This window comes from Salmonella sp. A1325 (assembly GCF_056991255.1).
In genome coordinates, this window is the sequence record NZ_JAMLWO010000002.1 from 105,768 (window position 1) to 131,044 (window position 25,277).

At 54.9% G+C, this 25,277-nt stretch carries 25 protein-coding genes and 3 tRNA genes; 10 read left to right on the top strand and 18 right to left on the bottom strand.

The features are described from left to right. Positions 1–2: 2 nt before the first annotated feature. The 8 genes from NAZ64_RS04410 to pncC all read right to left on the bottom strand — a co-directional run bounded on the left by NAZ64_RS04410 (position 3) and on the right by pncC (position 6,161). A tRNA-Arg gene (locus NAZ64_RS04410) sits at positions 3–76 on the bottom strand. 62 nt (positions 77–138) lie between these two features. After that, positions 139–215: transfer RNA gene (locus NAZ64_RS04415), tRNA-Arg, on the bottom strand. Positions 216–218: 3 nt separating this feature from the next. Beyond that, positions 219–311: transfer RNA gene (locus NAZ64_RS04420), tRNA-Ser, on the bottom strand. A 303-nt stretch (positions 312–614) separates the two neighbouring features. Continuing rightward, positions 615–800, bottom strand: a complete 186-nt coding sequence (csrA, locus tag NAZ64_RS04425; protein WP_000906486.1) for a carbon storage regulator CsrA — start codon at positions 798–800, stop codon at positions 615–617. 234 nt (positions 801–1,034) lie between these two features. Then, entirely contained in the window at positions 1,035–3,665 is a 2,631-nt protein-coding gene (gene alaS, locus NAZ64_RS04430) for an alanine--tRNA ligase (protein ID WP_220569677.1), read from the bottom strand. Between the two features lie 235 nt (positions 3,666–3,900). After that, complete coding sequence (gene recX, locus NAZ64_RS04435; protein WP_080108681.1) at positions 3,901–4,401, bottom strand: recombination regulator RecX; 501 nt, start codon at positions 4,399–4,401, stop codon at positions 3,901–3,903. Positions 4,402–4,517: 116 nt separating this feature from the next. Continuing rightward, positions 4,518–5,579: a recombinase RecA gene (gene recA, locus NAZ64_RS04440; protein ID WP_000963150.1), complete on the bottom strand. Its 1,062-nt coding sequence runs from the start codon at positions 5,577–5,579 to the stop codon at positions 4,518–4,520. A gap of 84 nt (positions 5,580–5,663) precedes the next feature. Beyond that, positions 5,664–6,161 (bottom strand): nicotinamide-nucleotide amidase, encoded by a 498-nt coding sequence (gene pncC / locus NAZ64_RS04445; protein WP_023136961.1) that lies wholly within the window; start codon positions 6,159–6,161, stop codon positions 5,664–5,666. Between the two features lie 194 nt (positions 6,162–6,355). On the opposite strand from pncC, the gene NAZ64_RS04450 reads away from it, so the two are divergent. Continuing rightward, on the top strand, positions 6,356–6,601 hold the full coding sequence (locus NAZ64_RS04450; protein WP_076935575.1) for a hypothetical protein: 246 nt from the start codon (positions 6,356–6,358) through the stop codon (positions 6,599–6,601). 37 nt (positions 6,602–6,638) lie between these two features. Here the strand turns inward: NAZ64_RS04450 and mltB are convergent, their stop codons facing one another. Continuing rightward, a complete protein-coding gene (gene mltB / locus NAZ64_RS04455) occupies positions 6,639–7,718 on the bottom strand; it encodes a lytic murein transglycosylase B (RefSeq protein WP_076935576.1) in 1,080 nt (359 codons plus the stop codon). A 252-nt stretch (positions 7,719–7,970) separates the two neighbouring features. On the opposite strand from mltB, the gene srlA reads away from it, so the two are divergent. From srlA to gutQ, 7 genes are all read left to right on the top strand, one after another. Beyond that, a complete protein-coding gene (srlA, locus tag NAZ64_RS04460) occupies positions 7,971–8,534 on the top strand; it encodes a PTS glucitol/sorbitol transporter subunit IIC (protein ID WP_000573333.1) in 564 nt (187 codons plus the stop codon). Continuing rightward, the gene (srlE, locus tag NAZ64_RS04465; RefSeq protein ID WP_000199039.1) at positions 8,531–9,502 is read left to right on the top strand and encodes a PTS glucitol/sorbitol transporter subunit IIB; all 972 of its coding nucleotides are present in this window, start codon (positions 8,531–8,533) and stop codon (positions 9,500–9,502) included. The genes srlA and srlE overlap by 4 nt, the downstream gene beginning before the upstream one ends. Before the next feature lie 11 nt (positions 9,503–9,513). Next, a complete protein-coding gene (gene srlB, locus NAZ64_RS04470) occupies positions 9,514–9,876 on the top strand; it encodes a PTS glucitol/sorbitol transporter subunit IIA (RefSeq protein WP_000111555.1) in 363 nt (120 codons plus the stop codon). An 11-nt stretch (positions 9,877–9,887) separates the two neighbouring features. After that, positions 9,888–10,667 (top strand): sorbitol-6-phosphate dehydrogenase, encoded by a 780-nt coding sequence (srlD, locus tag NAZ64_RS04475; protein WP_001077372.1) that lies wholly within the window; start codon positions 9,888–9,890, stop codon positions 10,665–10,667. Positions 10,668–10,743: 76 nt separating this feature from the next. Next, positions 10,744–11,103 carry a transcriptional regulator GutM gene (gene gutM / locus NAZ64_RS04480; RefSeq protein ID WP_220569676.1) on the top strand — a complete coding sequence of 120 codons (360 nt, stop codon included), beginning with the start codon at positions 10,744–10,746 and terminating at the stop codon, positions 11,101–11,103. A 197-nt stretch (positions 11,104–11,300) separates the two neighbouring features. Then, positions 11,301–12,074, top strand: a complete 774-nt coding sequence (srlR, locus tag NAZ64_RS04485; protein ID WP_000804536.1) for a glucitol operon DNA-binding transcriptional repressor SrlR — start codon at positions 11,301–11,303, stop codon at positions 12,072–12,074. Beyond that, on the top strand, positions 12,067–13,032 hold the full coding sequence (gene gutQ, locus NAZ64_RS04490) for an arabinose-5-phosphate isomerase GutQ (RefSeq protein WP_220569675.1): 966 nt from the start codon (positions 12,067–12,069) through the stop codon (positions 13,030–13,032). Before srlR ends, gutQ begins: the two co-directional genes overlap by 8 nt. Here the strand turns inward: gutQ and norR are convergent. Further along, complete coding sequence (gene norR, locus NAZ64_RS04495) at positions 13,029–14,549, bottom strand: nitric oxide reductase transcriptional regulator NorR (RefSeq protein ID WP_000010808.1); 1,521 nt, start codon at positions 14,547–14,549, stop codon at positions 13,029–13,031. The genes gutQ and norR overlap by 4 nt on opposite strands. 185 nt (positions 14,550–14,734) lie before the next feature. Between norR and norV the strand changes: the two genes are divergently transcribed. Next, on the top strand, positions 14,735–16,174 hold the full coding sequence (gene norV / locus NAZ64_RS04500) for an anaerobic nitric oxide reductase flavorubredoxin (protein WP_220569674.1): 1,440 nt from the start codon (positions 14,735–14,737) through the stop codon (positions 16,172–16,174). Further along, on the top strand, positions 16,171–17,304 hold the full coding sequence (gene norW / locus NAZ64_RS04505; RefSeq protein WP_220569673.1) for an NADH:flavorubredoxin reductase NorW: 1,134 nt from the start codon (positions 16,171–16,173) through the stop codon (positions 17,302–17,304). The genes norV and norW overlap by 4 nt, the downstream gene beginning before the upstream one ends. Positions 17,305–17,400: 96 nt before the next feature. On the opposite strand, the gene hypF is transcribed toward norW, so the two are convergent. The 8 genes from hypF to hycE all read right to left on the bottom strand — a co-directional run bounded on the left by hypF (position 17,401) and on the right by hycE (position 25,267). Next, a complete protein-coding gene (gene hypF / locus NAZ64_RS04510; RefSeq protein ID WP_220569672.1) occupies positions 17,401–19,641 on the bottom strand; it encodes a carbamoyltransferase HypF in 2,241 nt (746 codons plus the stop codon). A 145-nt stretch (positions 19,642–19,786) separates the two neighbouring features. Next, complete coding sequence (gene hydN / locus NAZ64_RS04515; protein WP_001078791.1) at positions 19,787–20,332, bottom strand: electron transport protein HydN; 546 nt, start codon at positions 20,330–20,332, stop codon at positions 19,787–19,789. A 200-nt stretch (positions 20,333–20,532) separates the two neighbouring features. Beyond that, positions 20,533–21,342 carry a hypothetical protein gene (locus NAZ64_RS04520; protein WP_115285728.1) on the bottom strand — a complete coding sequence of 270 codons (810 nt, stop codon included), beginning with the start codon at positions 21,340–21,342 and terminating at the stop codon, positions 20,533–20,535. Between the two features lie 26 nt (positions 21,343–21,368). Next, positions 21,369–21,839 carry a hydrogenase maturation peptidase HycI gene (gene hycI, locus NAZ64_RS04525; RefSeq protein WP_000132984.1) on the bottom strand — a complete coding sequence of 157 codons (471 nt, stop codon included), beginning with the start codon at positions 21,837–21,839 and terminating at the stop codon, positions 21,369–21,371. Continuing rightward, on the bottom strand, positions 21,832–22,242 hold the full coding sequence (locus tag NAZ64_RS04530; RefSeq protein WP_001660787.1) for a formate hydrogenlyase maturation HycH family protein: 411 nt from the start codon (positions 22,240–22,242) through the stop codon (positions 21,832–21,834). Before NAZ64_RS04530 ends, hycI begins: the two co-directional genes overlap by 8 nt. After that, entirely contained in the window at positions 22,239–23,006 is a 768-nt protein-coding gene (gene hycG, locus NAZ64_RS04535; RefSeq protein ID WP_000067419.1) for a formate hydrogenlyase subunit HycG, read from the bottom strand. The genes NAZ64_RS04530 and hycG overlap by 4 nt, the downstream gene beginning before the upstream one ends. Then, complete coding sequence (gene hycF / locus NAZ64_RS04540; RefSeq protein WP_000493767.1) at positions 23,006–23,548, bottom strand: formate hydrogenlyase subunit HycF; 543 nt, start codon at positions 23,546–23,548, stop codon at positions 23,006–23,008. Before hycF ends, hycG begins: the two co-directional genes overlap by 1 nt. Positions 23,549–23,557: 9 nt before the next feature. Further along, on the bottom strand, positions 23,558–25,267 hold the full coding sequence (hycE, locus tag NAZ64_RS04545; protein WP_220569671.1) for a formate hydrogenlyase subunit HycE: 1,710 nt from the start codon (positions 25,265–25,267) through the stop codon (positions 23,558–23,560). Positions 25,268–25,277 lie beyond the last annotated feature (10 nt).

Below are 25,277 nucleotides of genomic sequence, written 5' to 3' on the forward strand. Positions count from 1 at the left end.
GGTGCATCCGGGAGGATTCGAACCTCCGACCGCTCGGTTCGTAGCCGAGTACTCTATCCAGCTGAGCTACGGATGCATCGGAAAACTTGCTTTACTGCCGATATTGATACCGCGGTGAAAGCCGTATCAAGTAAGAGATGGTGCATCCGGGAGGATTCGAACCTCCGACCGCTCGGTTCGTAGCCGAGTACTCTATCCAGCTGAGCTACGGATGCAAATGGCGGTGAGGCGGGGATTCGAACCCCGGATGCAGCTTTTGACCGCATACTCCCTTAGCAGGGGAGCGCCTTCAGCCTCTCGGCCACCTCACCACACGCCTCTTACGAGTGCTTCGAAGAACTTGTTCTGCTCATCGTCGCTGCGTGGCGCACATATTACTTTCTGGGACTTATAAGTCAAACAATTTTTCCAGAGCTTTTATCGTTTGCACACTTCACGCTCAATTAGTCTGTAAAAAAGCCAAAAAGAGTGTTTTATCAACAGATAATTTGATGACACGCTGGCCGCCAAAAGCGCACCATATCAACAATGAGGTTGAAAAAAGTCATGAAGGGACAACGCGGGCGAGCGAGAAGAGAGGCTGCGTCTCACCCGAAAAGTGAGACGCGAAAACCTTAGTAACTGGACTGCTGGGATTTTTCAGCCTGGATACGCTGGTAGATCTCTTCACGATGGACAGAAACTTCTTTCGGGGCGTTCACGCCAATACGCACCTGGTTGCCCTTCACCCCTAAAACTGTCACGGTGACCTCATCGCCAATCATGAGGGTCTCACCAACTCGACGAGTCAGAATCAGCATTCTTTGCTCCTTGAAAGATTAAAAGAGTCGGGTCTCTCTGTATCCCGGCATTATCCATCATATAACGCCAAAAAGTAAGCGATGACAAACACCTTAGGTGTAAGCAGTCATGGCATTACATTCTGTTAAACCTAAGTTTAGCCGATATACAAAACTTCAACCTGACTTTATCGTTGTCGATAGCGTTGAAGTAAACGCCGCAGCATGGGCTGCGGCGCCAACGAACGCTTATAATTATTGCAATTTTGCGCTGACCCAGCCTTGTACACTGGCTAACGCTGCAGGCAGAGCTGCCGCATCCGTACCACCGGCTTGCGCCATGTCCGGACGACCGCCACCCTTACCGCCCACCTGCTGAGCGACCATACCAATCAATTCCCCTGCTTTAACCCGGTCGGTCACATCCTTCGACACGCCCGCAATCAGAGAAACCTTACCTTCAACAACCGTTGCCAGTACGATAACGGTAGACCCCAGTTGATTTTTCAGATCATCAACCATGGTTCGCAGCATTTTCGGCTCAATACCAGTAAGCTCGCTGACCAGGAGCTTCACGCCGTTGAGATCGACCGCTTTACTGGAAAGATTTGCACTCTCCTGCGCTGCGGCCTGGTCCTTCAACTGCTGCAACTCTTTTTCCAGCTGACGTGTACGTTCCAGCACGGCGCGCACTTTGTCGCCCAGATTCTGGCTGTCGCCCTTCAGCAGATGCGCAATATCGTTTAAGCGATCGCTTTGCGCATGAACGGTGGCCATAGCGCCTTCACCGGTTACCGCCTCAATACGACGAATGCCCGCTGCGGTGCCGGACTCAGAGATAATACGGAATAGACCGATATCACCGGTACGACTGGCGTGAGTACCGCCGCACAGTTCGGTAGAGAAATCGCCCATGCTCAGAACGCGTACACGTTCGTCATATTTCTCGCCAAACAGCGCCATGGCGCCTTTCGCCTTCGCCGCGTCGAGATCCATGATGTTCGTTTCAATCGGCAGGTTGCGGCGAATTTGCGCATTCACCAAATCTTCAACCTGACGAATCTCCGACGGCTTCATCGCTTCATTGTGCGAGAAGTCGAAGCGCAGCACTTTATCGCTAACCAGCGAACCTTTCTGCGCAACGTGTGTCCCAAGCACCTGGCGCAACGCCGCGTGCATCAGGTGCGTGGCGGAGTGGTTCAGACGGATACGTGCGCGGCGCGCTTCATCTACGTCAGCCTGTACCGCATCGCCCACTTTCAGAGCGCCCGCAGACAATTTGCCGAGGTGACCAATCGCCTGACCATATTTTTGCGTGTCGTCCACAGCGAAAGTAAATCCAGCGCCTTTCAGCTCGCCTTTATCGCCAACCTGACCGCCTGATTCCGCATAGAATGGGGTCTGATCCAGCACGACAACTGCTTCCTGTCCCGCGTTAATCGCTTCAACCGCTTTACCATCGACAAACAGCGCAGTCACTTTGCCGTTCAGTTCCAGATGGTCATAACCTTTAAATTCAGAAGCGCTATCAACGCGGATCATCGCGTTGTAGTCCGCGCCAAAACCGCTAGCTTCGCGCGCACGACGGCGTTGCTCTTCCATAGCGGCTTCAAAACCGGCTTCGTCGACTTTTATGTTGCGCTCACGGCAGACGTCCGCCGTTAGATCGACCGGGAAACCATAAGTATCATACAGACGGAAAGCAGTTTCACCGTCCAGGGTGTCGCCCTGCAATTTCGCCAGTTCTTCATCCAGCAGCGCCAGACCGCGCTCCAGCGTACGGGCGAACTGCTCTTCTTCCGTTTTCAGAACCTGCTCGACCTGCGCCTGCTGACGTTTCAACTCTTCGCCTGCGGAGCCCATTACCTCAATCAGCGGCCCAACCAGCTTGTAGAAGAAGGTCTCTTTCGCGCCCAGCATGTTGCCGTGACGAACCGCGCGACGAATAATGCGACGCAGCACATAGCCACGGTTTTCATTCGACGGCAGCACGCCATCGGCAACCAGGAATGCGCAGGAACGGATGTGGTCGGCGATAACGCGCAGCGATTTATTACCCAGATCGGTGGCGCCGGTGACTTTCGCTACCGCTTCAATCAACGTGCGGAACAGGTCGATATCATAGTTAGAGTTAACGTGTTGCAGTACCGCGGCAATACGCTCCAGCCCCATACCGGTATCTACAGACGGTTTCGGCAATGGTTCCATAGTCCCGTCAGCCTGACGGTTGAACTGCATAAAGACGATGTTCCAGATCTCAATATAGCGATCGCCGTCTTCTTCCGGGCTTCCCGGAGGGCCGCCCCAGATGTGGTCGCCATGATCGTAGAAGATTTCGGTGCACGGACCGCAGGGACCGGTATCCCCCATCTGCCAGAAGTTATCCGATGCGTATGGCGCGCCTTTATTGTCGCCGATACGGATGATACGCTCGCGCGGGATGCCGACTTCTTTTTCCCAGATCTCATAGGCTTCGTCGTCGGTTTCATAAACGGTGACCCATAAACGCTCTTTTGGCAGAGCAAACCAGTTTTCACCGGTCAGTAATTCCCATGCGAACTGAATGGCGTCGTGTTTGAAGTAATCGCCGAAGCTGAAGTTGCCCAGCATTTCGAAGAAAGTATGGTGACGTGCAGTGTATCCGACGTTTTCCAGATCGTTGTGTTTACCCCCCGCGCGTACGCAACGCTGGGAAGTGGTTGCACGGGAATAATTACGTTTATCGAGCCCAAGGAAAACATCCTTGAACTGGTTCATCCCGGCATTGGTAAACAACAGAGTGGGGTCATTGTTAGGCACCAGGGAACTGCTGGCAACTACCTGATGCCCTTTACTATGGAAAAAGTCGAGAAACGCCTGACGGATCTCAGCGGTGCTCTTGCTCATAATTATCCTGAAATCAAGCTACACTTCATCCTTCAGGCCGCCTCTGCGTTGGCTGCGAGTTTCCCGGTCACGCGTTCCCGAGGCTCACTTGCCGCTTTGATGCGGCTTGAATGATTTTGTGTATTTAAGGAATATTCGTCGCAGACGCTGTTCGCCGTTAAGCAACCCGCGTCCAGACGGAAAAAGTGGGAATAAGATAAGTTTTCTTTACCGGGAAGTAAAATCCCGTATGCGCTCAATCTGCAAAATTTCGCCATATTTGCTGGATATCGTCCATCAGATACCCGCGATAGAGCAAAAAGCGCTGTACCTTAACCTTTTCTGAAAAGTTTGAAGGGAGCGGCTCGCCATATTTGCGAACGGCCTGTTCACGTGCCATTTCACTCCAGTCAATTTCACATTCTCGCATCGCTTTTTCAGTCGATTCACGGGAAATGCCTTTCTGATTCAACTCCTGGCGAATACGCGCCGGGCCATAGCCTTTGCGGCTACGACTGGCGATAAAGCGCATCACGAAGCGCTCGTCATCAAGATAGCGATGTTCGTGGCACCAGGCGATCACGCGTTCATAATCGTCTGCCGTCGCATCAATCTCTTCCGGCCCATTTTTGCCCATCACCGGCGCGGAGAGTTTACGCCGTAATTCCTGCTCGCTGTGATCGCGGACAGCAAGAATACGTACCGCACGATCAAGGAGACGAGCATAAGCGGGACGGCGCGATGTGGGTTCACTCATAAAAAACCTTAACAGGGAGAAATGCCAAAAGGGCCGCATAAATGCAGCCCTTGATGGTAATTTAACGTTTTGCTGAATGGCGGCTTCGTTTTGTCCGACCCACCATCACCTGATGATTAAAAATCTTCGTTGGTTTCTGCAACGCCTTCGCTATCGTCAACGGCGAAATCGGGCGTGGCATTCTGATTACTCAACAGTAATTCACGAACCCTTTTCTCGATCTCTTTCGCTGTCGCCGGGTTCTCTTTCAGCCAGGTAGTCGCGTTCGCTTTACCCTGGCCAATCTTCTCGCCGTTGTAGCTGTACCATGCGCCCGCTTTCTCGATCAGCTTCTCTTTCACGCCCAGGTCAACCAGCTCACCATAGAAGTTGATGCCTTCGCCGTAGAGGATCTGGAACTCGGCCTGCTTAAACGGCGCGGCGATTTTGTTTTTCACCACTTTTACCCGCGTTTCGCTACCCACGACATTATCGCCCTCTTTCACCGCGCCAATACGACGGATATCAAGACGAACAGAGGCGTAGAATTTCAGCGCGTTACCGCCGGTGGTGGTTTCCGGGTTACCGAACATCACGCCAATCTTCATACGGATCTGGTTGATGAAAATCAACAGCGTGTTGGACTGTTTCAGGTTCCCCGCCAGCTTACGCATCGCCTGGCTCATCATACGCGCCGCGAGGCCCATGTGAGAGTCGCCGATTTCGCCTTCGATTTCCGCTTTCGGCGTTAGCGCCGCTACGGAATCGACCACAATGACGTCCACCGCGCCTGAACGCGCCAGCGCGTCACAGATTTCCAGCGCCTGCTCGCCGGTATCCGGCTGAGAGCAGAGCAGGTTATCGATATCGACGCCCAGCTTGCGTGCGTAAACAGGGTCAAGCGCGTGTTCCGCATCGATAAACGCACAGGTTTTACCTTCACGCTGCGCAGCGGCAATCACCTGCAGCGTCAGGGTCGTTTTACCGGAAGATTCCGGCCCGTAAATTTCGACGATACGCCCCATCGGCAGACCGCCCGCACCGAGTGCGATATCCAGTGAAAGCGAACCGGTGGAGATAGTTTCCACATCCATAGAACGGTCTTCACCCAGACGCATGATGGAGCCTTTACCAAATTGCTTTTCAATTTGGCCCAGTGCTGCCGCCAACGCTTTCTGTTTGTTTTCGTCGATAGCCATTATTACTCCTGTCATGCAACTTGGTATTGAACCGGATAGTGAATTCGTACTGTTGAAGCAATTATACTGTATGCTCATACAGTATCAAGTGTTTTGTAGAAATTGTTGCCACAGGGTTTGTAGCGCGTACGTCGTCGCCTGTCGACGCACCGATTCACGGTCGCCGCTGAAGCATTCCCGACGCGTAATCCCTTCTCCACTGACGCTGGCGAAAGCAAACCACACCGTACCAACCGGCTTTTCTTCACTGCCGCCATCCGGCCCGGCAATTCCGCTAATAGCGACAGCAAAATCGGCGCGAGCGGCCTTCAACGCCCCGATCGCCATTTCGACCACTACGGGTTCGCTGACCGCGCCATGCTGCGCCAGAGTCTCTTCACGCACGCCAATCATCTGCGCTTTGGCTTCATTACTATAGGTGACAAAGCCGCGTTCAAACCAGGCGGAGCTTCCGGCGATGTCGGTAATGGCTTTCGCCAGCCAGCCGCCGGTACAGGACTCTGCTGTCGTTACGGTCGCCCTGCGCGCTTTTAACGCCAGCCCAACCTGCTCGCTAAGCCGCATCAGTTCACTGTCAGTCATCATGACCTCTGTCAGTTAGAAATCCTGCCGCACAAGATAGCACTTTCTCACCAGAGATGGGGACGAGCAGTCGATTTTACGAGTCGGATTCCGAAAAAATGCCAGCAGGTTATTTATGCAGAATGAAAGAGGTAGCACATGACTAAATAGCAGTACCATGTTGCTAAATTTACACGCACAGAGAGAAAGCAAGGATGTCACTCAAAAAAACGGAAAGTACACAGCACAAACTGAAACAAACCTGTCAACTCCGGCTGTGGTTAATTGTGGGTGGAGTATGTTCATTAGGAATGGGAGTACTGAATATATTGTCGTCAGGCTATTTTGAAACGTATGATGGCGGTCAAATTATCTTAGGCCTGGGATGTCTGGGATATAGTCTGGCACTATCAAAGAAGATATCCCACTTGCAGGCAGAGAATCAGCCCAAAAAGCCATAATAATAGCGGAGGGGGTGCTCCCCTCCCTAAGCGTAAATTAGCGCACCCGCGCCAGCGCTACCGCCTGGCCCAGTTGCCAAACCGCCATCGCATAATGCGTGCTGTGGTTATATCGGGTAATGGTGTAGAAGTTCGGCAGGCCGTACCAGTACTGGTAGCCTGTACCGATATCCAGACGCAGCAGGCTGGCTTCCTGATGATTGCCCAACGATTGCTGCGGCGTTAAGCCTGCGGCGGCAAGCTGAGAGAGGCTATATTTTGTTTTGAAACCATTCGCCAGTCCCGGCGCCTGACCATTCGCTGGCACCGCAACCGTATCGCCTTTCACCCAACCATGCGCCTTGAAGTAGTTCGCCACGCTGCCGATGGCATCAACCGGGTCCCAAAGGTTGATGTGATTGTCGCCATTGAAATCGACCGCATATTCTTTATAGGAAGACGGCATAAACTGGCCGTAGCCCATCGCGCCCGCAAAGGAACCTTTCAGATTGAGCGGATCGTCTTGCTCATCGCGCGCCATGAGCAGGAAGGTTTCCAGCTCGCCGGAGAAATATTCCGCCCGGCGCGGATAGTTAAATGACAGCGTCGCCAGCGCGTCCAGAATCCGCGTTTTCCCCATGATACGTCCCCAGCGGGTTTCCACGCCGATAATCCCCACGATGATTTCCGGCGGTACGCCGTATACCTGCCAGGCGCGGTTCAGCGCGTCTTCATACTGATTCCAGAACACAACGCCGTTTTGCACGTTATCCGGCGTAATAAATTGTTTGCGGTAGCGCAGCCAGGCGCCATTTGGTCCGGCGGGCGGCTGAGTGGTCGGCGCTTGTCTGTCCATCAGACGCAGAACGTAATCCAGTCTTTTAGACTGCGAGAGGATCTCCTGCAGTTGCTGACGGTCAAAACCGTGTTTACTGACCATTTTATCAATGAACTGCTGCGCATTAGGGTTGTTGGCGAAGTCGCCGCCCATTTGCATGACGTTATGCTGCGGCTCAAGCAGGAAGCCGCCGGAAGGCGTGCCCGTCGTCGCTTGAGTCTCGGAAGATTTTGGCTTGCTGCTACAGGCAGCAAGCAATACGCAAAGTGGAAGTAACGCTACATAACGACGCTTGAACATGAGACATCCATTAAACAAATTCATCCAGGGAGAAGTATGGTAAAGCATCCCTCGCCGCACAAGGAAGCGGCACAAGAGAATAAATCACCTTTCTCCTCTTTTCAGTTTGTATCTGCTCCCCCACCCCATAAACTTTCAAGTTAAAATATTTTTCTTTTATTTTGCGATCAAAATAACACTTTTGCATCTTTCAACATGATTACAATGAACAGGAAATTAGCAAGAAAACTAAAAACCCTACAGGAGAGAACAATGATCGAAACCATTACACATGGTGCGGAGTGGTTCATCGGGTTATTCCAGAAAGGCGGAGAGGTGTTTACCGGTATGGTGACAGGTATTCTTCCGCTACTGATAAGCCTGCTGGTTATCATGAATGCGCTCATCAATTTTATCGGCCAGCAGCGTATTGAGCGTTTTGCCCAACGTTGCGCCGGAAATCCGCTATCTCGTTACCTGCTTTTACCGTGTATCGGGACATTTGTTTTTTGTAATCCGATGACCCTGAGTCTGGGACGCTTTATGCCGGAGAAGTACAAGCCGAGCTATTACGCGGCGGCCTCCTATAGCTGTCACTCCATGAACGGTCTGTTTCCGCATATCAATCCCGGCGAACTGTTTGTTTATCTGGGTATTGCCAGCGGACTCACCACGTTAGGGCTTCCTCTCGGCCCGCTCGCAGTGAGCTATCTGCTGGTAGGTCTGGTGACGAACTTCTTCCGCGGTTGGGTAACCGATCTCACCACCGCTATTTTTGAGAAAAAAATGGGGATTCAACTTGAGCAGAAAGTTCATCTGACAGGAGCGGTATCATGACACGGGTTCGTATTGAGAAAGGCGCCGGCGGCTGGGGCGGCCCGCTTGAACTGGACGTTACGCCAGGCAAAAAGATCGTCTATATCACAGCCGGTACGCGCCCGGCGATCGTCGACAAACTGGCGCAACTAACAGGCTGGCAAGCGGTGGACGGCTTTAAAGAAGGCGAACCGCCGGAAGCGGAGATCGGCGCGGCCATTATCGACTGTGGCGGTACGCTGCGCTGCGGTATCTATCCGAAACGCCGGATTCCAACCATTAATATTCACTCGACGGGTAAGTCCGGCCCACTGGCGCAGTATATTGTTGAGGATATTTATGTCTCCGGCGTAAAAGAAGAAAACATTACTCTTGTCGGCGAAACGCCTGCCAGTCCTCAGCCTGCCAAAACGACATTAGGACGTGACTACGACACCAGCAAAAAAATCACCGAGCAGAGCGATGGGCTGCTGGCAAAAGTCGGTATGGGAATGGGCTCCGCCGTGGCGGTACTGTTCCAGTCCGGTCGCGACACCATTGATACGGTTCTGAAAACAATCCTGCCGTTTATGGCGTTCGTTTCGGCGCTGATCGGCATCATTATGGCCTCAGGTCTTGGCGACTGGATCGCCCACGGCCTGGCGCCATTAGCCAGCCATCCACTGGGGCTGGTGACGCTGGCATTGATCTGCTCTTTCCCGCTGCTGTCGCCCTTTCTCGGCCCTGGCGCGGTTATCGCTCAGGTCATTGGCGTCCTGATCGGCGTTCAGATAGGCCTGGGCAATATCCCCCCGCATCTGGCGCTTCCCGCCCTGTTCGCGATTAACGCGCAGGCGGCCTGCGACTTTATCCCGGTCGGCCTGTCGCTGGCGGAAGCGAAGCAAGACACCGTTCGCGTCGGCGTACCTTCCGTGCTGGTCGGACGCTTCCTGACTGGCGCGCCCACGGTACTTATCGCCTGGTTTGTTTCCGGCTTTATCTATCAATAAGAGGTTCAGACATGAGCGTGATTTATCAAACCACTATCACCCGTATCGGCCAGAGCGCGATGGAGGCGCTCGGCGAACAGATGCTGATTACGTTTCGGGAAGGCGCGCCGGCGGATATCGAAGAATTTTGCTTCATCCATTGTCATGGCGAACTGACCGGCGCGCTGCAGCCTGGCGCGCGGTGTGAATTGGGCCAACATTGCTATCCGGTCACGGCGGTCGGCAGCGTAGCCGAGCAAAACCTGCGTGAACTGGGGCATATCACTTTGCGCTTCGATGGTCTGCGCGAAGCAGAATTTCCCGGCACCGTACACGTTGCGGGGCCTGTACCGGACGATATCGCGCCGGGCTGTATTTTGACGTTTGTCGCTTAAGGAGAAAAAACATGAATCAAGTTGCCGTTGTCATTGGCGGAGGCCAGACCCTGGGGGCATTCCTTTGCCGTGGGCTTGCAGAAGAAGGATACCGCGTGGCGGTCGTTGATATTCAAAGCGATAAAGCCGCGAATGTCGCCCAGGAAATTAACGCCGATTTTGGCGAAGGTATGGCGTACGGTTTTGGCGCTGACGCTACCAGCGAGCAGAGCGTGCTGGCGCTGTCCCGCGGCGTAGACGAGATTTTCGGGCGCGTCGATCTGCTGGTTTACAGCGCGGGTATCGCCAAAGCGGCGTTTATCAGCGATTTCCAGTTGGGCGATTTTGACCGCTCGCTACAGGTGAATCTGGTGGGCTATTTCCTCTGCGCCCGGGAGTTTTCCCGCCTGATGATCCGCGACGGCATTCAGGGGCGCATTATTCAGATTAACTCTAAATCCGGCAAAGTGGGCAGTAAACACAACTCCGGCTACAGCGCGGCGAAATTCGGCGGCGTGGGGTTAACCCAGTCTCTGGCGCTGGATCTGGCGGAATACGGCATTACCGTACACTCGTTGATGCTCGGCAACCTGTTGAAATCGCCAATGTTCCAGTCACTGCTGCCGCAATACGCTACTAAACTGGGCATTAAGCCCGACGAGGTGGAGCAGTATTACATTGATAAGGTACCACTCAAACGCGGGTGTGATTATCAGGATGTGCTGAACATGCTGTTATTTTATGCCAGCCCGAAAGCGTCTTATTGCACCGGGCAGTCGATCAACGTAACCGGCGGTCAAGTGATGTTCTGACCGTGAATTGCCGGATGGCGCCGTAGGCCGGATAAGACGGTTACGCCGCCATCAGGCAAAACAACAGGAGCACATTATGGTTTCCACTCTGATTACCGTCGCCGTTATCGCCTGGTGTGCGCAACTGGCGCTGGGCGGCTGGCAGATTTCCCGCTTTAATCGGGCCTTCGATAAACTTAGCCAGCAGGGACGGGTCGGCGTCGGGCGCTCCGGCGGGCGTTTTAAGCCCCGGGTGGTGGTTGCCGTGGCGCTGGACGAACAGCAGCGGGTGGCGGACACTTTATTGATGAAAGGCCTTACGGTATTCGCCAGACCGGTTAAAATTGCCGCAATGCAAGGAAAACATTTGCATGAATTACAGCCTGATGTGATCTTTCCCCATGATTCGCTCGCGCAGAATGCACTATCATTGGCGCTTAAACTGAAACATGGGTAATTTCGTTGTGAATGCGTATAGCTTGCGAAATTATCATTTTGCAACCAATACCCTAAATAATTCGAGTTGCAGGAAGGCGGCGACGCAGTGAATCCCAGGAGCGTACATCAGTACGTGACCGGGGTAAGCGAGGAAAGCCAACGCACATGCAGCGTGAAGTATGACGGGTAAATACATAAGTCAGGGTAATCACGCCTATGAAACCTCGTCAGCGTCAGGCCGCGATTCTGGAGCACCTGCAAAAACAGGGAAAATGCTCGGTTGAAGAACTGGCCCAGTACTTTGACACGACAGGCACCACTATCCGTAAAGATCTGGTCATTCTGGAAAATGCCGGAACCGTCATCCGCACCTATGGCGGCGTGGTGTTGAATAAAGAAGAGTCCGATCCGCCTATTGATCACAAAACGCTTATCAACACCCACAAAAAAGCGCTGATAGCCGCAGCCGCTGTGAAATATATCCATGATGGCGATTCCATTATTCTGGACGCCGGAAGTACCGTGTTACAGATGGTGCCGTTGCTTTCGCGTTTTAGCAACATCACGGTGATGACCAACAGCCTCCATATTGTTAACGCGCTATCGGAACTGGACAACGAACAAACTATCCTGATGCCCGGCGGCACCTTCCGTAAAAAATCGGCGTCGTTTCACGGTCAACTGGCGGAAAACGCCTTTGAGCAATTCAGCTTTGATAAACTTTTCATGGGAACTGACGGTATTGACCTGAACGTCGGTGTGACCACGTTCAATGAGGTTTACACCGTCAGTAACGCAATGTGCAATGCAGCACGCGAGGTGATTCTGATGGCGGACTCCTCAAAATTTGGTCGTAAAAGCCCCAATGTGGTGTGCAGTCTGGAAACCGTCGACAAACTGATCACGGACGCGGGTATCGATCCGGCATTTCGTCAGGCGCTGGAAGCAAAAGGGATTGAAGTAATCATAACCGGAGAAAGCAATGAGTGATGCACTACTAAACGCGGGCCGTCAGACCTTAATGCTGGAGCTACAAGAAGCCAGCCGTCTGCCGGAGCGTCTGGGCGATGATTTTGTCCGCGCCGCCAATATCATTATTCACTGTGAAGGCAAAGTGATCGTTTCCGGCATTGGTAAGTCAGGCCATATTGGTAAAAAAATCGCCGCGACGCTTGCCAGTACCGGTACTCCCGCTTTTTTTGTTCATCCGGCGGAAGCACTGCATGGCGATCTGGGGATGATTGAAAGCCGCGACGTGATGTTATTTATCTCCTATTCCGGCGGCGCAAAAGAACTCGACCTCATCATCCCGCGTCTGGAAGATAAATCCGTCGCGCTGCTGGCGATGACCGGTAAACCTCACTCTCCGCTGGGGCGAGCGGCAAATGCCGTTCTGGATATTTCCGTCGAGCGTGAAGCCTGCCCGATGCATCTGGCACCGACGTCCAGTACCGTCAATACGCTGATGATGGGCGATGCGCTGGCGATGGCAGTCATGCAGGCGCGCGGTTTTAACGAAGAAGATTTCGCCCGTTCGCATCCGGCTGGCGCACTGGGCGCGCGTTTGCTCAATAATGTGCATCACCTGATGCGCCAGGGCGATGCAATACCGCAGGTGATGCTCGCCACCAGCGTGATGGATGCCATGCTGGAGCTTAGCCGTACCGGGCTGGGGCTGGTGGCGGTTTGCGATGAGCAACATGTTGTGAAAGGCGTCTTTACCGACGGCGACCTGCGTCGCTGGCTGGTGGGCGGCGGCGCGCTCACCACGCCGGTAAGCGAAGCCATGACACCCAACGGTATTACGCTCCAGGCGCAAAGCCGCGCCATTGACGCCAAAGAGCTCCTGATGAAGCGCAAAATTACCGCCGCGCCAGTGGTCGATGAAAACGGCAAACTCACCGGCGCCATTAACCTACAGGATTTCTACCAGGCGGGGATTATCTAATCCTTCAGTCCCAGACGCTTCGCCAGCCGATGCAGGTTGGCGACGTCGGTTTCCAGCGCCCGCGCGCTGGCCGCCCAGTTATGATTATTTTGCGCCAGCGCCTGGCGAATCATCTCTCGCTGGAAGTTCTCCGTCGATTCGCGCAAATTGCGGCAGGTTGGCAGCGCCAGAAAGCTTTCCGCAGGCGGCGCGGGTAAAACGTCCTCTGACAAGGCAAAATGCTGCGCCTCCAGTATCACCTCATCCCCTGCCCGAGTCGCTCTCGCCAGCACAACCGCACGGTGAATGGCATGTTCCAGCTCCCGGACGTTGCCCGGCCAGCCATAGTTGAGCAAATGGCGGCGCGCGTCGGGACTCAGCACCACGCGGGACAGCCCCAGCCGCAGTCGGCACTGCTCGCAAAAATAGCCCGCCAGCAGCACCACATCATCGCCACGCTCGCGCAGCGGCGGCACAAAGAGCGGAAAAACGCTCAGGCGATGGAACAGATCGGCGCGAAAACGCCCCGCCAGCACCTCTTCACGCAGGTCACGGTTGGTCGCCGCCAACACCCGCACATCCACGCGCAGGCTACGATCGTCGCCGACGCGCTGAATATCGCCATACTGCAACACGCGAAGTAGCTTGGCCTGTAGCGCCAGCGACAGTTCGCCAATCTCATCCAGAAACAGCGTACCGTTATCTGCCATTTCGAACTTACCGCTACGATTACTGATAGCCCCGGTAAAAGCCCCTTTTACATGACCAAACAACTCGCTCTCCGCCACGCTTTCCGGCAGCGCGGCGCAGTTGAGATAGACCAGCGGATTGACCGCTCTGGGGGAGCCCTGGTGAATAGCTTTCGCCACCAGCTCTTTACCGGTCCCCGTTTCACCGCCGATCAGCACGTTAAGATCGGAGCCCGCCACAATCTCGATCTCTTTTTTCAACTGCGTCATCGCAGGCGACAGGCCGATCATGTGCGTCTCTTTTATCGGTTCAAACACGCCTGACGACCCCGGCAGCATGTTCTGGCTTTCCAGTTGTTCAATTAACAGCGCATTACTCAATGCCCCGGCGGCCAGCGCGGCGACAAGCCGTAGTTCTTCATCGCTAAATACCTCGAACTGCTCCGGCGTCATAGCATCAAGGGTCAGCGCACCGATGAGGTTCTGTCCGGCAAACAGCGGCAGACCAACACAGGCGTGGACTTTCAGGCTTTCCTGTCCGGGAATTAACCCGTCATACGGATCGGGTAAATCGCTATCAGCCGGAAAACGCACCACGTCCCCCGCGCGGGCGATGGCTTCCAGGCGCGGATGCCCTTCCAGGGTAAAACGTCTGCCGAGGACGTCCTGCGCCAGGCCATCAATCGCCAGTGGAATAAATTGTCGTGATTCATAACGCAACAGCGCCGAGGCGTCGCACGCCAGCACCTGACGCAGCGTAGTAATCAGCCGCTGAAAACGATCCTGATGCCCAATACCGCGTTGTAACTCAATGGCGATGCCCGCCAATACCTCCACGGAAAAACTCATGGTTACCTCATTGTCATTTTGACAATCTATAGTGTCATATTGACAGCATCATTTATAGTCTTTTTGACTATATCAAAAATACAAACTTATTATAACTTCATATAAATCAATAAGATGTAAAGTTGGCACACTACCTGCTATAAGCAAAACAACTTTTTGCAAACGTTGAATGAATTGAGGTGGTTATGTCTATTCTGGTTAAAAATAATATTCATTGGGTTGGTCAGCGCGACTGGGAAGTACGTGATTTTCACGGCACTGAATACAAAACTCTGCGCGGCAGCAGCTATAACAGCTATCTCATTCGTGAAGAAAAGAATGTGCTGATCGATACCGTCGATCATAAGTTTAGCCGTGAGTTTGTGCAAAATCTGCGCAGTGAAATCGACCTCGCGGACATCGACTACATCATCATTAACCATGCCGAAGAAGACCATGCAGGCGCGCTGACCGAACTGATGGCGCAGATCCCGGACACGCCTATCTACTGTACCGCCAACGCCATTGACTCTATCAACGGCCATCACCATCACCCGGAATGGAATTTTAAGGTGGTGAAAACCGGCGATACGCTGGATATCGGCAACGGCAAGCAGTTGATCTTCGTGGAAACGCCGATGCTGCACTGGCCGGACAGCATGATGACCTATATGACCGGCGACGCGGTGTTATTCAGCAACGACGCCTTTGGTCAGCACTATTGCGACGAGCGCCTGTTCAATGATGAAGTGGACCAAACCGAACTGTTTGAACAATGCCAGCGCTACTACGCCAATATCCTGACGCCGTTCAGCCGTCTGGTAACGCCAAAAATTACCGAAATCCTCGGCTTCAACCTGCCGGTGGATATGATTGCCACCTCACACGGCGTGGTATGGCGCGACAACCCAACGCAAATCGTGGAACTGTATCTGAAATGGGCGGCAGATTATCAGGAAGATCGTATCACTATTTTCTACGATACCATGTCGAACAATACTCGCATGATGGCGGATGCCATCGCACAGGGTATCAATGAAGTGGACCCCAACGTGGCGGTCAAAATCTTTAACGTCGCCCGCAGCGATAAAAATGAAATATTGACCAACGTCTTCCGTTCGAAAGGCGTGCTGGTCGGCACTTCTACCATGAACAACGTGATGATGCCGAAAATCGCTGGTCTGGTGGAAGAGATGACCGGCCTGCGCTTTCGCAACAAACGCGCCAGCGCCTTCGGTTCTCATGGCTGGAGCGGCGGCGCGGTGGATCGACTGTCCACGCGCTTACAGGATGCCGGTTTTGAAATGTCCCTGAGTCTGAAAGCAAAATGGCGTCCGGATCTGGATGCGCTGGAGCTGTGCCGTCAGCACGGTCGCGACATCGCGCGTCAGTGGGCGCTTGCTCCGCTGCCGGAAACCACACAGAAAACCGCGCCAGTCGAAGAAACCACAACCTACGCCGCCGCAGACCTCGGCCCTAAAATGCAATGCAGCGTATGCCAGTGGATTTACGACCCTGCGCTGGGCGAGCCGTTGCAGGATGTCGCGCCGGGTACGCCGTGGAGCGACGTGCCGGATAACTTCCTGTGCCCGGAATGTTCATTAGGTAAAGACGTGTTCGACGTACTGGCGATGGAGGCAAAATGAGTCGGGGGATCATCATTATTGGGTCGGGCTTCGCCGCCCGCCAGCTCGTCAAAAATATCCGTAAACAAGATGCGCATGTGCCGTTAACCCTGATTGCGGCGGACAGTATGGATGAGTACAACAAGCCCGATCTCAGCCACGTTATCAGCCAGTCGCAGCGCGCCGATGATCTCACCCGCCAGTTAGCGGGGGAATTTGCTGAACAGTTTAATCTGCGACTGTTCCCGCATACCTGGGTTGCTGACATTGATGCCGATGCCCATGTGGTGAAAAGTCAGGATAAGCAGTGGCAGTACGACAAGCTGGTACTGGCGACCGGGGCGACAGCCTTTGTGCCGCCGATTGCAGGACGTGAGTTAATGCTTACTTTGAATAGCCAGCAGGAGTACCGCGCCTGTGAGACACAACTGCGCGAGGCGCAGCGAGTGCTGATTGTCGGCGGCGGTCTCATTGGCAGTGAATTAGCGATGGATTTCTGCCGCGCCGGGAAAACGGTAACGCTGATGGATAACGCCGCCAGCCTTCTCGCCTCACTGATGCCACCGGAAGTGAGCAGCCGCTTACAGCATCACCTGACCGATATGGGGGTGCATCTGCTGCTGAAATCGCAGTTGCAAAAACTGGAGAAAACCGAAGCCGGTATCCGCGCTACACTGGCAAGCCAGCGTAGTATTGAGGTCGATGCGGTGATTGCCGCCACCGGCTTACGCCCGGAAACCGCTCTGGCGCGCCGCGCCGGGGTAGTCGTCAACCGCGGCGTCTGCGTGGATAGCTATCTACAGACCAGTCACCCGGATATTTATGCGATCGGCGATTGCGCGGAAATCAATGGTCAGGTGCTGCCCTTCCTGCAACCGATCCAGTTAAGCGCGATGTACCTGGCGAAAAATCTGCTCGGCGGCAACGCGCCGCTGAAGCTACCGGCGATGCTGGTCAAAGTCAAAACGCCGGAACTGCCGCTGCATCTGGCGGGAGAAACTCAGCGCCGCGATTTAAGCTGGCAGATTACCGCAGAATCTGACGGTATGATTGCCAAAGGCATGAGTGGAGAAGGCCAGCTACGCGCCTTTGTGATGAGTGAAGACCGCATGAAAGAGGCCTTTGCACTGCTGAAAACGTTGTCCGTATAAGCCTGTGATGCCGGATGGCGCCGCTTCGCGTCTTATCCGGCCTACGAGTGAGCATCTGTTTACAGGCCAGATAAGGCGCAGCCGCCATCCGGTGCCCTACACTTCCCTTAATGCTCGCGCTGCGGCAATCACGCCCTGTCCAAACGACAGCCCGCCGTCGCCCGCTGGTAACCGCTGCGGAAATAACAATTTAAAATCAGAAAGATAAAAGGCAAGACGCGCGCGCAGTAAGCGGTTGTGTATCACCCCGCCGCTGAAGACCAGAGTGGTTATCCCCCGCGCCGTAGCCTGCTGGCGCATTAGCGTGGCAAACCCGCACGCCAGCGCATCATGAAAAGCCCAGGCGCGTTGCGCGGGCGTGGCCTGCCAGTTCAACCATTGCCGCCAGAAAACAGCGACGTCCAGTTGAGCGCCGTTAAGCGGCATCGTTACCGGATGCTCAACGTTAGCGCATTGAGAGGCCAGCGCCTCCAGTGCGCAGGCGGCCTCGCCCTCATAGCTAAGCGATGCTGGCGCGCAGCGAAGCGCGGCAGCCACCGCGTCAAACAACCTCCCGCAGGAAGAGGCCAACGGGGCATTGACGCCGCGCTCAATGGCACGCGCCAGGACACTCCAGTTTTGCTGTTGCAGCCCCGCTGTCTCCGGGTAATCCTGCCAGTCCGGCACAAAGCGCAGGCACTGCGCTAACAGATTACGCCACGGCTGTTTGGCAGCCAGATCGCCTCCCGGCAGCGCCACGGCGGGTAAACCACCTAAATGTTCGCATTCGCGATAATTGACCCGCAAACATTCTCCGCCCCATAGCGCACCATTCTTACCCATGCCGATACCGTCTACCGTCAGGGCAATCACCTCTCCGCCGTCCAGCGGCCAACCATGCTCGGCCAGGCAAGCCGCCGCATGGGCATGATGGTGTAACACCGTCTCTGTCGGTAGACGCATCTCACTGGCCCACTGACTGGAAACATAGCCCGGATGCGCATCACAGACGATACGCTCTGGGGTAAAATCGTAGATTGACTGGATCAGACGCAATGCCTCGCGCCACTGCGCCTGGATACCGTCATCGCTGAGATCGCCCAAATGTTGGCTGACAACCGCCTGTTCGCCGCGTACCAGACAGAACGTGTTTTTCAGATCCGCGCCCAGACAAAGTATCGGCGGCACATCGCGAAATCCGGGCGGCAACGCAATCGCGTCCGGCACGTATCCCCGCGAACGACGCAGCATTTCGCCGCTGTCGCGCACAACAGAGTCGTCCATGCGCTGTACAATGTCGCGATTGTGCAACAGAAAACCATCGGCAATATCGTGTAAATCGTCCAGCGCCTGTTCGTTGGTGATGGCGGGCGGTTTGCCGCTCAGGTTGCCGGATGTCATCACCAGCGGGTAATTGAGCGCCTGCAACAAGAGATGTTGCAATGGGTTGGCTGGCAGCATCACGCCCACCTCCGTAAGCCCTGGCGCGATGCCCTCACTCAGCGAAGGTACATACTGCTTATCCACCAGTACAATCGGGGCCGCTGGCGTGGTCAGCAGCGAACGCGCCGCGCTCGGCAGCGTTTGCGCCTTGGGCAACATCACCGCCAATGGTTTCGCCGGGCGATGTTTACGCGCCCGCAGCATCGCCACTGCGTTATCGTTGCGCGCATCGCAGGCCAGATGAAAACCACCCAGCCCTTTAACGGCAATAATGCCTCCGGCGTTCAGTTGGGCGACTGCCGCCTGCAAAGCCGCCTCTTTTTCCGCTCGTTCATGTTGGCTCCGCCACTCAAGATGCGGCCCGCATGACGGACAGGCAACAGGCTGGGCATGAAAACGGCGATCGTACGGATCGCGGTATTCGCTGTCGCATTCCGGACACAAGGGAAACGCCGCCATCACCGTAAATGGCCGGTCATAGGGCATAGCGCGAATAATGGTGAAGCGTGGTCCGCAGTGGGTGCAATTGATGAAAGGATAACGGTAGCGCCGCTCGCCCGGGGTATTCATCTCGGCAAGACATGCCGGGCAGGTCGCCGCATCCGGCACGATTTGCGTGTTCATCGCACCGCCTGCGCTCTGACGAATGGCGAAATCCGTCGGTGCGCGCTCCCATATCAACGACGCGTGTTCAACGCTGTCAATGCGCGCCAGCGGCGGGCAATCCTGATAGAGCGCGGCAATAAATTGCGACGGCTCTTCCAGCAGCCGAACGACGACGCCGTCGCCGTCATTACACACGTCGCCGTGTAATTGCAACTGCTGCGCCAGCTGCCAGACAAAAGGACGAAAACCGACGCCCTGTACTTTGCCCCGAATGCGTAGCTGTACGCCGGAAGGTGTGTCTATCGCCATCTTATTTTCCCGCCATCATCGAACCCAGATGCCTGATGGCGCGACGCTTATCAGGCCTACAACCGCACGGACCGTAGACCGGAGAAGGCATTGATGCCGCCATCCGGCAATGCTTTGTGGCGTATTCTACGCGCAATCGCAGAAATCAGAAAAGCAGCGATGCCGTTGAATCCAGCGCCGCACGACGGCGTTTTTCCGCGCTTAGCTGTTCGAGCTTATTGCGGTCAACGCAGATGAGGGCGTGCGTTGGGCAAGCGGCCATACAGGCCGGACCGGCTTCACGGTGGTGACACAGATCGCACTTGTTGGCTTCGGCTTTTTCGGCACGCACGTTCAGCCCCGCGCCGCTATTGCGAACCACCGGACGTACCACCACTTCCATGGCGCCATAAGGACATGCTACTACGCAAGTTTTACAGCCAATGCAGCGTTCCTGCATCACATGAACAAAGCCTTTGTCACGGCTGATGGCGCCATTCGGGCAAACGTTGGCGCACGGCGCGTCTTCACACTGGCGACATAGCGTTGCCGTGGAAACATTCACGCCTTTGATGACATGGATACGAGGTAAAAAGGTTTCAGGGGTCAGCGATGCGCAATCCTGATTTTCCTGATGGGATACGACGCAAGCCACTTCACAGGTACGGCAACCAATGCACTTACTCGCGTCTGCAATGATGAAACGGTTCATCAAATTCTCCAGCAATAACAGATGATGTGCCGATATATACACGAATCGTGCCAATTTTTATTTCATTGTTATTTAAGAATATTATTTCTATTTTCGTGAGCATTTACGTGTCATCGTCACAAGTGTCGATGACACGTAATGTCGCCAGTGGTGGTCAAAATTTGCAGTGATAGCCAGCCAACTCTGCACCGCAACTGGCATCAATCCTGATTAACGCCTGGCAATACGTTACCGCGTATTAAACAGCGCTGCGTAAGGGAAAGATCGTCCGTTTGCGGATTCCTTCCGGCAATAGGTTTGATAATTAATTTACGGCCAGGATAGTGATTAAAACGGGTCAGCGCCGGATAACTCAACCGGCCAAACCAGCCGTGTACGCGCTGCCAGCGGGCGTCCTTCACCTGATATAAATTGGTTATCCAGTAGCCTGAGTCAAACTGCATATCCAACAGTTGCGTGCGCCCATTGCCCTGTAAATCAAGCAAATCATCGACGCCAGTATCGGTCGCGGTATAAAACCCCCACGGTTCAAAGACGCAGGGGCGGCCATTATTGAGAAAGGTGAAAATGATATATTGCGCGCTCGGCGCCAGGCCCAACCCAGGATTGCCCAACCAGATAACCAGATCCTGAATGCCGTTACGATCGAGGTCAGCGCGATAAAATTGCGCATTACCCGCCAAATTAATCAGCATTCTCACCGGGACAACCCACGAATTACCGGCGCTGTCTTTTCCGCTAATCCGCCATTCGTTATCTTTTTTCGGCTCCGGCAATAGCGTCACTCCACTGACTCCGACCTGGCGAAAATGCCAGGTCTGGTCGGGCGATACAGAATAAGGCAGGGTCAACAGCGGCTTCAGCGCACGCTTTTGCGCATATTCACCGTCGCTCATCGGCAGGTAACCGACAAAATCGGTGGCCAGTGCGCGCGCGGCGATGCAGAAAAATAGCAGTCCGCTCCATACGATAATCTTCACGTCCTTCTTACAACCTTTGCCGGGTAACACAAATTCTCCCTAAATATGTGCGCATTTTACGCCTCCGGCGCTTCCAGCGCGGCAAATCCACCGTTTCCCTGCCAGCCTTCCAGGCGCTGATAGACGATATTTACCGCGTCCTTAATCGGTTGAGTCATTGGATAATAAAACCCGACGATATCCGGCTGGATACCAACAAAAATCACCTCGCCGACATCCTCTTTCAGCTGATCGATAAGGTAGTTGAGCGGCATATTGTGGGTGGTCATCATAAACATTTCGGCGATATCATCCGGATCGATAATGCGGATCTCGCCCGGATTAAGTCCCATGTCGGTGGCGTCGACAATCAACAGACGCTGCGGGCGCAGTTCGCGAATCGCCACAATGTCGTTTTCCGGCGCGCTGCCGCCGTCGATGACAACCCAGTTGCCCTTCGGCTGCGCTGCGCACATTTCCGCCAGTAACGGGCCTGCGCCGTCGTCGCCCATCATGCTGTTGCCGACACAGAGTAAAACGTCAGTCACGAAGCCTCCTCACCATCAGGTAGATGGCGCTTTCCTGATGAATGTCATGCAGCATACTGAGCATCAGTTTGCTCCATTCTTGCTGCTGCGGGGTCTGCGCGGCGCGTGCATCATCAAACGCGCGCGCCAGCATTTGCACATGGTTGAAATCGATAACGATCTCGCCATACTTCGGCACGCCTTCCATTTTACGCCGGGCATCGCTACCGGCTTCCAGGGTGGCGATCCACGCCAGATACTCATCCCATGGGCAGGTGAGCGCGGCCTCCAGACAATCGATAACCCCCAGGTGGTGACCAATCGCCAGGCTGTAATAGACAACCTGCTGCGCCTCGGCAGGCGTCGCATCGTTCTCATCAATAAACTTACGGCTCAGTTGACTGAACACCACCTGTTCGCTCATCGGATACGCGCCTCTTCAACAACATGATTGAGATGGGTGACAATTTCGGTTAAACGCGGATCGTTTTCCGCTTCCAGCCAACGCGCCACTTGCTGCTCGCCCTGCCCCAATTGTGTCAGGTAATCATCAGCGATCTGACGACCATAGCGATACCCCGCCAGCCGGCGCGCCGCGCGATCCACCTTCACGCGCAGCGGCTGCACCATATCCGGATGCAGGATCTCTGCGGGCTGATCGTCCAGCTCACCCGGCGCGCGGGCGTGGATTTTCTGCTCCAGCAGGCCAAGCGCCATCGCAAAGCCATACAGCGTGGCGGCAGGCGTTGGCGGGCAGCCTGGAATGTAGACATCTACCGGGACGATTTTGTCGGTACCGCCCCAGACGCAGTAGAGATCGTGGAAAATACCGCCGCTGTTGCCGCAGGCGCCGTAAGAGATACAGATTTTCGGGTCCGGCGCCGACTGCCAGGCGCGCAGCGCCGGAGAGCGCATGGCGCGGGTCACCGCGCCGGTAAACAGCAGAATATCGGCATGACGCGGCGACGGTACTACTTTGATGCCGAAACGCTCGGCATCAAACAGCGGCGACAGCGTCGCAAAGATTTCGATTTCACAGCCGTTACAGCCGCCGCAGTCCACGCGGTAAACGTATGCCGAACGCTTAATATTTTTCAGTAGAGACGCTTTCATGCTGGCGATGGATTCATCCACCGTCATCGGTACCGGAATGCCGTTGGCGTCACGCGGGCCTAATAAATTGCTCATTAGCTGACCTCTTTCATATGGCGAGTCAGTTCAATACGGTCGGACGGCACCAGGCATTTCTGACGCTTACAGTCCGGGCAGGTCTCAAAGCTTTCGCGGTGGTTTTCCGCGCGGCTGTCGCCGTTGTGCGCAAGCAGCGCAATGGCGTAGTCAATCTCTTTCTGTACCGCGAAAGGACGATTGCACACGCGGCAGTTGCACAGCGCAAAGCGGGACTGTTGCAGGAAATCTTCTTTCTTCCACACCGCCAGTTCGTATTCTTGCGACAGTTTAATCGCCGCCGTCGGGCACACCTCTTCGCAGCGACCGCAGAAGATACAACGGCCAAGATTGAACTGCCACGCCAGCTCATTGGTCGCAAGATCGGTTTCCACCGTCAGCGCGTTCGACGGGCAGGCATTAACGCAGGCGGCGCAGCCGATGCACTGCTGCGGATTATGTTCCGGCTTGCCGCGGAAGTTTTTATCAACCGCAATCGGCTCCAGCGGATAAGACGAGGTCGCCGTGCCGGTTTTGATAACTTTTTTGATAAAGGTAAACATGGCGATTCCTTATTTCAGCGGCGAGTTTTTACGCTCAATGCTGTAGCGCTCAAGTTCTTTGTACGGCACGACTTTGCTCTTCTTCTTACGCACATCGACCACGGTCATCCGGTCGGTACAGGAGTAGCAAGGGTCGAGGCTGCCGATAATCAGCGGCGCGTCGGAGACGGTGTTGCCGCGCAGCATATAGCGCAGCGTCGGCCAGTTGGCGTAGGTCGCCGCACGGCAGCGCCAGCGGTACAGCTTCTGGTTGTCGCCGGTCATGCTCCAGTGGATATCGTCACCACGCGGCGCTTCAGCGAAGCCGAGCGCAAAACGGTGCGGAATATAGGTAAAGCCTTCCACCATCAGCGGGCCACCCGGTAGATTATCCAGACCGAAATCGATCATGTTCAGCGCGGTATAAACTTCGTTGATACGGACTTTCAGACGAGAAATCACATCGCAACCCTGCTCGCTATGTACTTCCATCGGCAGCAGACCGTAACCGACAAACGGGTGGTCGGCGCGGGTGTCGCGGGCGTGGCCGCTGGCGCGCACCATCGGGCCGACATTACTGAAGTCGCGGGCAATTTCCGGGTCCAGACGACCGATACCCACGGTACGCTGTTCCATATTCGGCGTGCTCAGCAGCATGTCCACCAGCTCCTGCACGTCACGACGCATCTGCTGCGCCAGTTGACGGGTCTGGATCATGTCCTCTTTGAGCAGATCGCGGCGAATCCCGCCGATCAGGTTCAGTCCGTAAGTTTTGCGCGCCCCGGTCAGTATCTCCGCCATCTTCATGGAGGTTTCACGCACGCGGAAGAACTGCATAAAGCCGGAGTCAAAGCCGGTAAAGTGGCAGGCCAGGCCGAGGTTGAGCAGATGCGAGTGCAGGCGTTCCACTTCCAGCAGAATAGCGCGGATCATCTGCGCACGTTCCGGCACCTGAATGCCCATCGCGTTTTCCACGGAAGTGGTGTAGGCGGTGCTGTGGGCGAAGCCGCAGATACCACACACGCGATCCGACAGGAAGGTGACTTCGTTATAACCCATGCGGGTTTCCGCCAGTTTTTCCATGCCGCGGTGGACATAGAACAGACGGTAGTCGGCGTCGATGATGTTCTCGCCGTCAACAAACAGACGGAAGTGACCGGGCTCATCGGAGGTCACGTGCAGCGGGCCAATCGGCACCACGTTATTTTTCTTGTCACCCAGCTCGTTAATGAACTCGTAGGTTTCCTCATCGGTGGTCGGTGCCGGGCGCTGACGATAATCCATACTGTCTTTACGCAGCGGATAGAGCTCATCCGGCCAGTCGTCCGGCAGCACCAGACGGCGCTCGTCCGGCAGACCGACCGGGATTAAACCGTACATGTCGCGTACTTCGCGCTCACCCCACACGGCAGCCGGCACACGCGGCGTAACGGATGGGAATTCCAGCTTATTGGCATCCACTTCAACGCGGACGGTAATCCAGCACTTCGTGCCCTGCTCCATCGACAGCACGTAATAAACGGCATAGTGGCCGCACAACTGGCGTTCGTCATTACCGAACAGCACCGACAACCACCCACCCTGCTGGTAGTAAAGAAACTCCACCACTTCCGGCAGATAGTTCACTTTTACCGTAATAGTCAGCTGATCTTTGGTCTGCCAGGCTTCGTCCAGCACGACGCCCGGAAACGCCTGGTGCAGCGCCGCAAGGTATTGTTGACCTAATTTTTCTTCAGACATGCTCAAACTC

Coding starts and splice junctions, on each gene's coding strand:
- csrA (WP_000906486.1), bottom strand. CDS start 800: ATGCTGATTCTGACTCGTCGAGTTGGTGAGACCCTCATGATTGGCGAT.
- alaS (WP_220569677.1), bottom strand. CDS start 3,665: ATGAGCAAGAGCACCGCTGAGATCCGTCAGGCGTTTCTCGACTTTTTC.
- recX (WP_080108681.1), bottom strand. CDS start 4,401: ATGAGTGAACCCACATCGCGCCGTCCCGCTTATGCTCGTCTCCTTGAT.
- recA (WP_000963150.1), bottom strand. CDS start 5,579: ATGGCTATCGACGAAAACAAACAGAAAGCGTTGGCGGCAGCACTGGGC.
- pncC (WP_023136961.1), bottom strand. CDS start 6,161: ATGACTGACAGTGAACTGATGCGGCTTAGCGAGCAGGTTGGGCTGGCG.
- NAZ64_RS04450 (WP_076935575.1), top strand. CDS start 6,356: ATGTCACTCAAAAAAACGGAAAGTACACAGCACAAACTGAAACAAACC.
- mltB (WP_076935576.1), bottom strand. CDS start 7,718: ATGTTCAAGCGTCGTTATGTAGCGTTACTTCCACTTTGCGTATTGCTT.
- srlA (WP_000573333.1), top strand. CDS start 7,971: ATGATCGAAACCATTACACATGGTGCGGAGTGGTTCATCGGGTTATTC.
- srlE (WP_000199039.1), top strand. CDS start 8,531: ATGACACGGGTTCGTATTGAGAAAGGCGCCGGCGGCTGGGGCGGCCCG.
- srlB (WP_000111555.1), top strand. CDS start 9,514: ATGAGCGTGATTTATCAAACCACTATCACCCGTATCGGCCAGAGCGCG.
- srlD (WP_001077372.1), top strand. CDS start 9,888: ATGAATCAAGTTGCCGTTGTCATTGGCGGAGGCCAGACCCTGGGGGCA.
- gutM (WP_220569676.1), top strand. CDS start 10,744: ATGGTTTCCACTCTGATTACCGTCGCCGTTATCGCCTGGTGTGCGCAA.
- srlR (WP_000804536.1), top strand. CDS start 11,301: ATGAAACCTCGTCAGCGTCAGGCCGCGATTCTGGAGCACCTGCAAAAA.
- gutQ (WP_220569675.1), top strand. CDS start 12,067: ATGAGTGATGCACTACTAAACGCGGGCCGTCAGACCTTAATGCTGGAG.
- norR (WP_000010808.1), bottom strand. CDS start 14,549: ATGAGTTTTTCCGTGGAGGTATTGGCGGGCATCGCCATTGAGTTACAA.
- norV (WP_220569674.1), top strand. CDS start 14,735: ATGTCTATTCTGGTTAAAAATAATATTCATTGGGTTGGTCAGCGCGAC.
- norW (WP_220569673.1), top strand. CDS start 16,171: ATGAGTCGGGGGATCATCATTATTGGGTCGGGCTTCGCCGCCCGCCAG.
- hypF (WP_220569672.1), bottom strand. CDS start 19,641: ATGGCGATAGACACACCTTCCGGCGTACAGCTACGCATTCGGGGCAAA.
- hydN (WP_001078791.1), bottom strand. CDS start 20,332: ATGAACCGTTTCATCATTGCAGACGCGAGTAAGTGCATTGGTTGCCGT.
- NAZ64_RS04530 (WP_001660787.1), bottom strand. CDS start 22,242: ATGAGCGAACAGGTGGTGTTCAGTCAACTGAGCCGTAAGTTTATTGAT.
- hycG (WP_000067419.1), bottom strand. CDS start 23,006: ATGAGCAATTTATTAGGCCCGCGTGACGCCAACGGCATTCCGGTACCG.
- hycF (WP_000493767.1), bottom strand. CDS start 23,548: ATGTTTACCTTTATCAAAAAAGTTATCAAAACCGGCACGGCGACCTCG.
- hycE (WP_220569671.1), bottom strand. CDS start 25,267: ATGTCTGAAGAAAAATTAGGTCAACAATACCTTGCGGCGCTGCACCAG.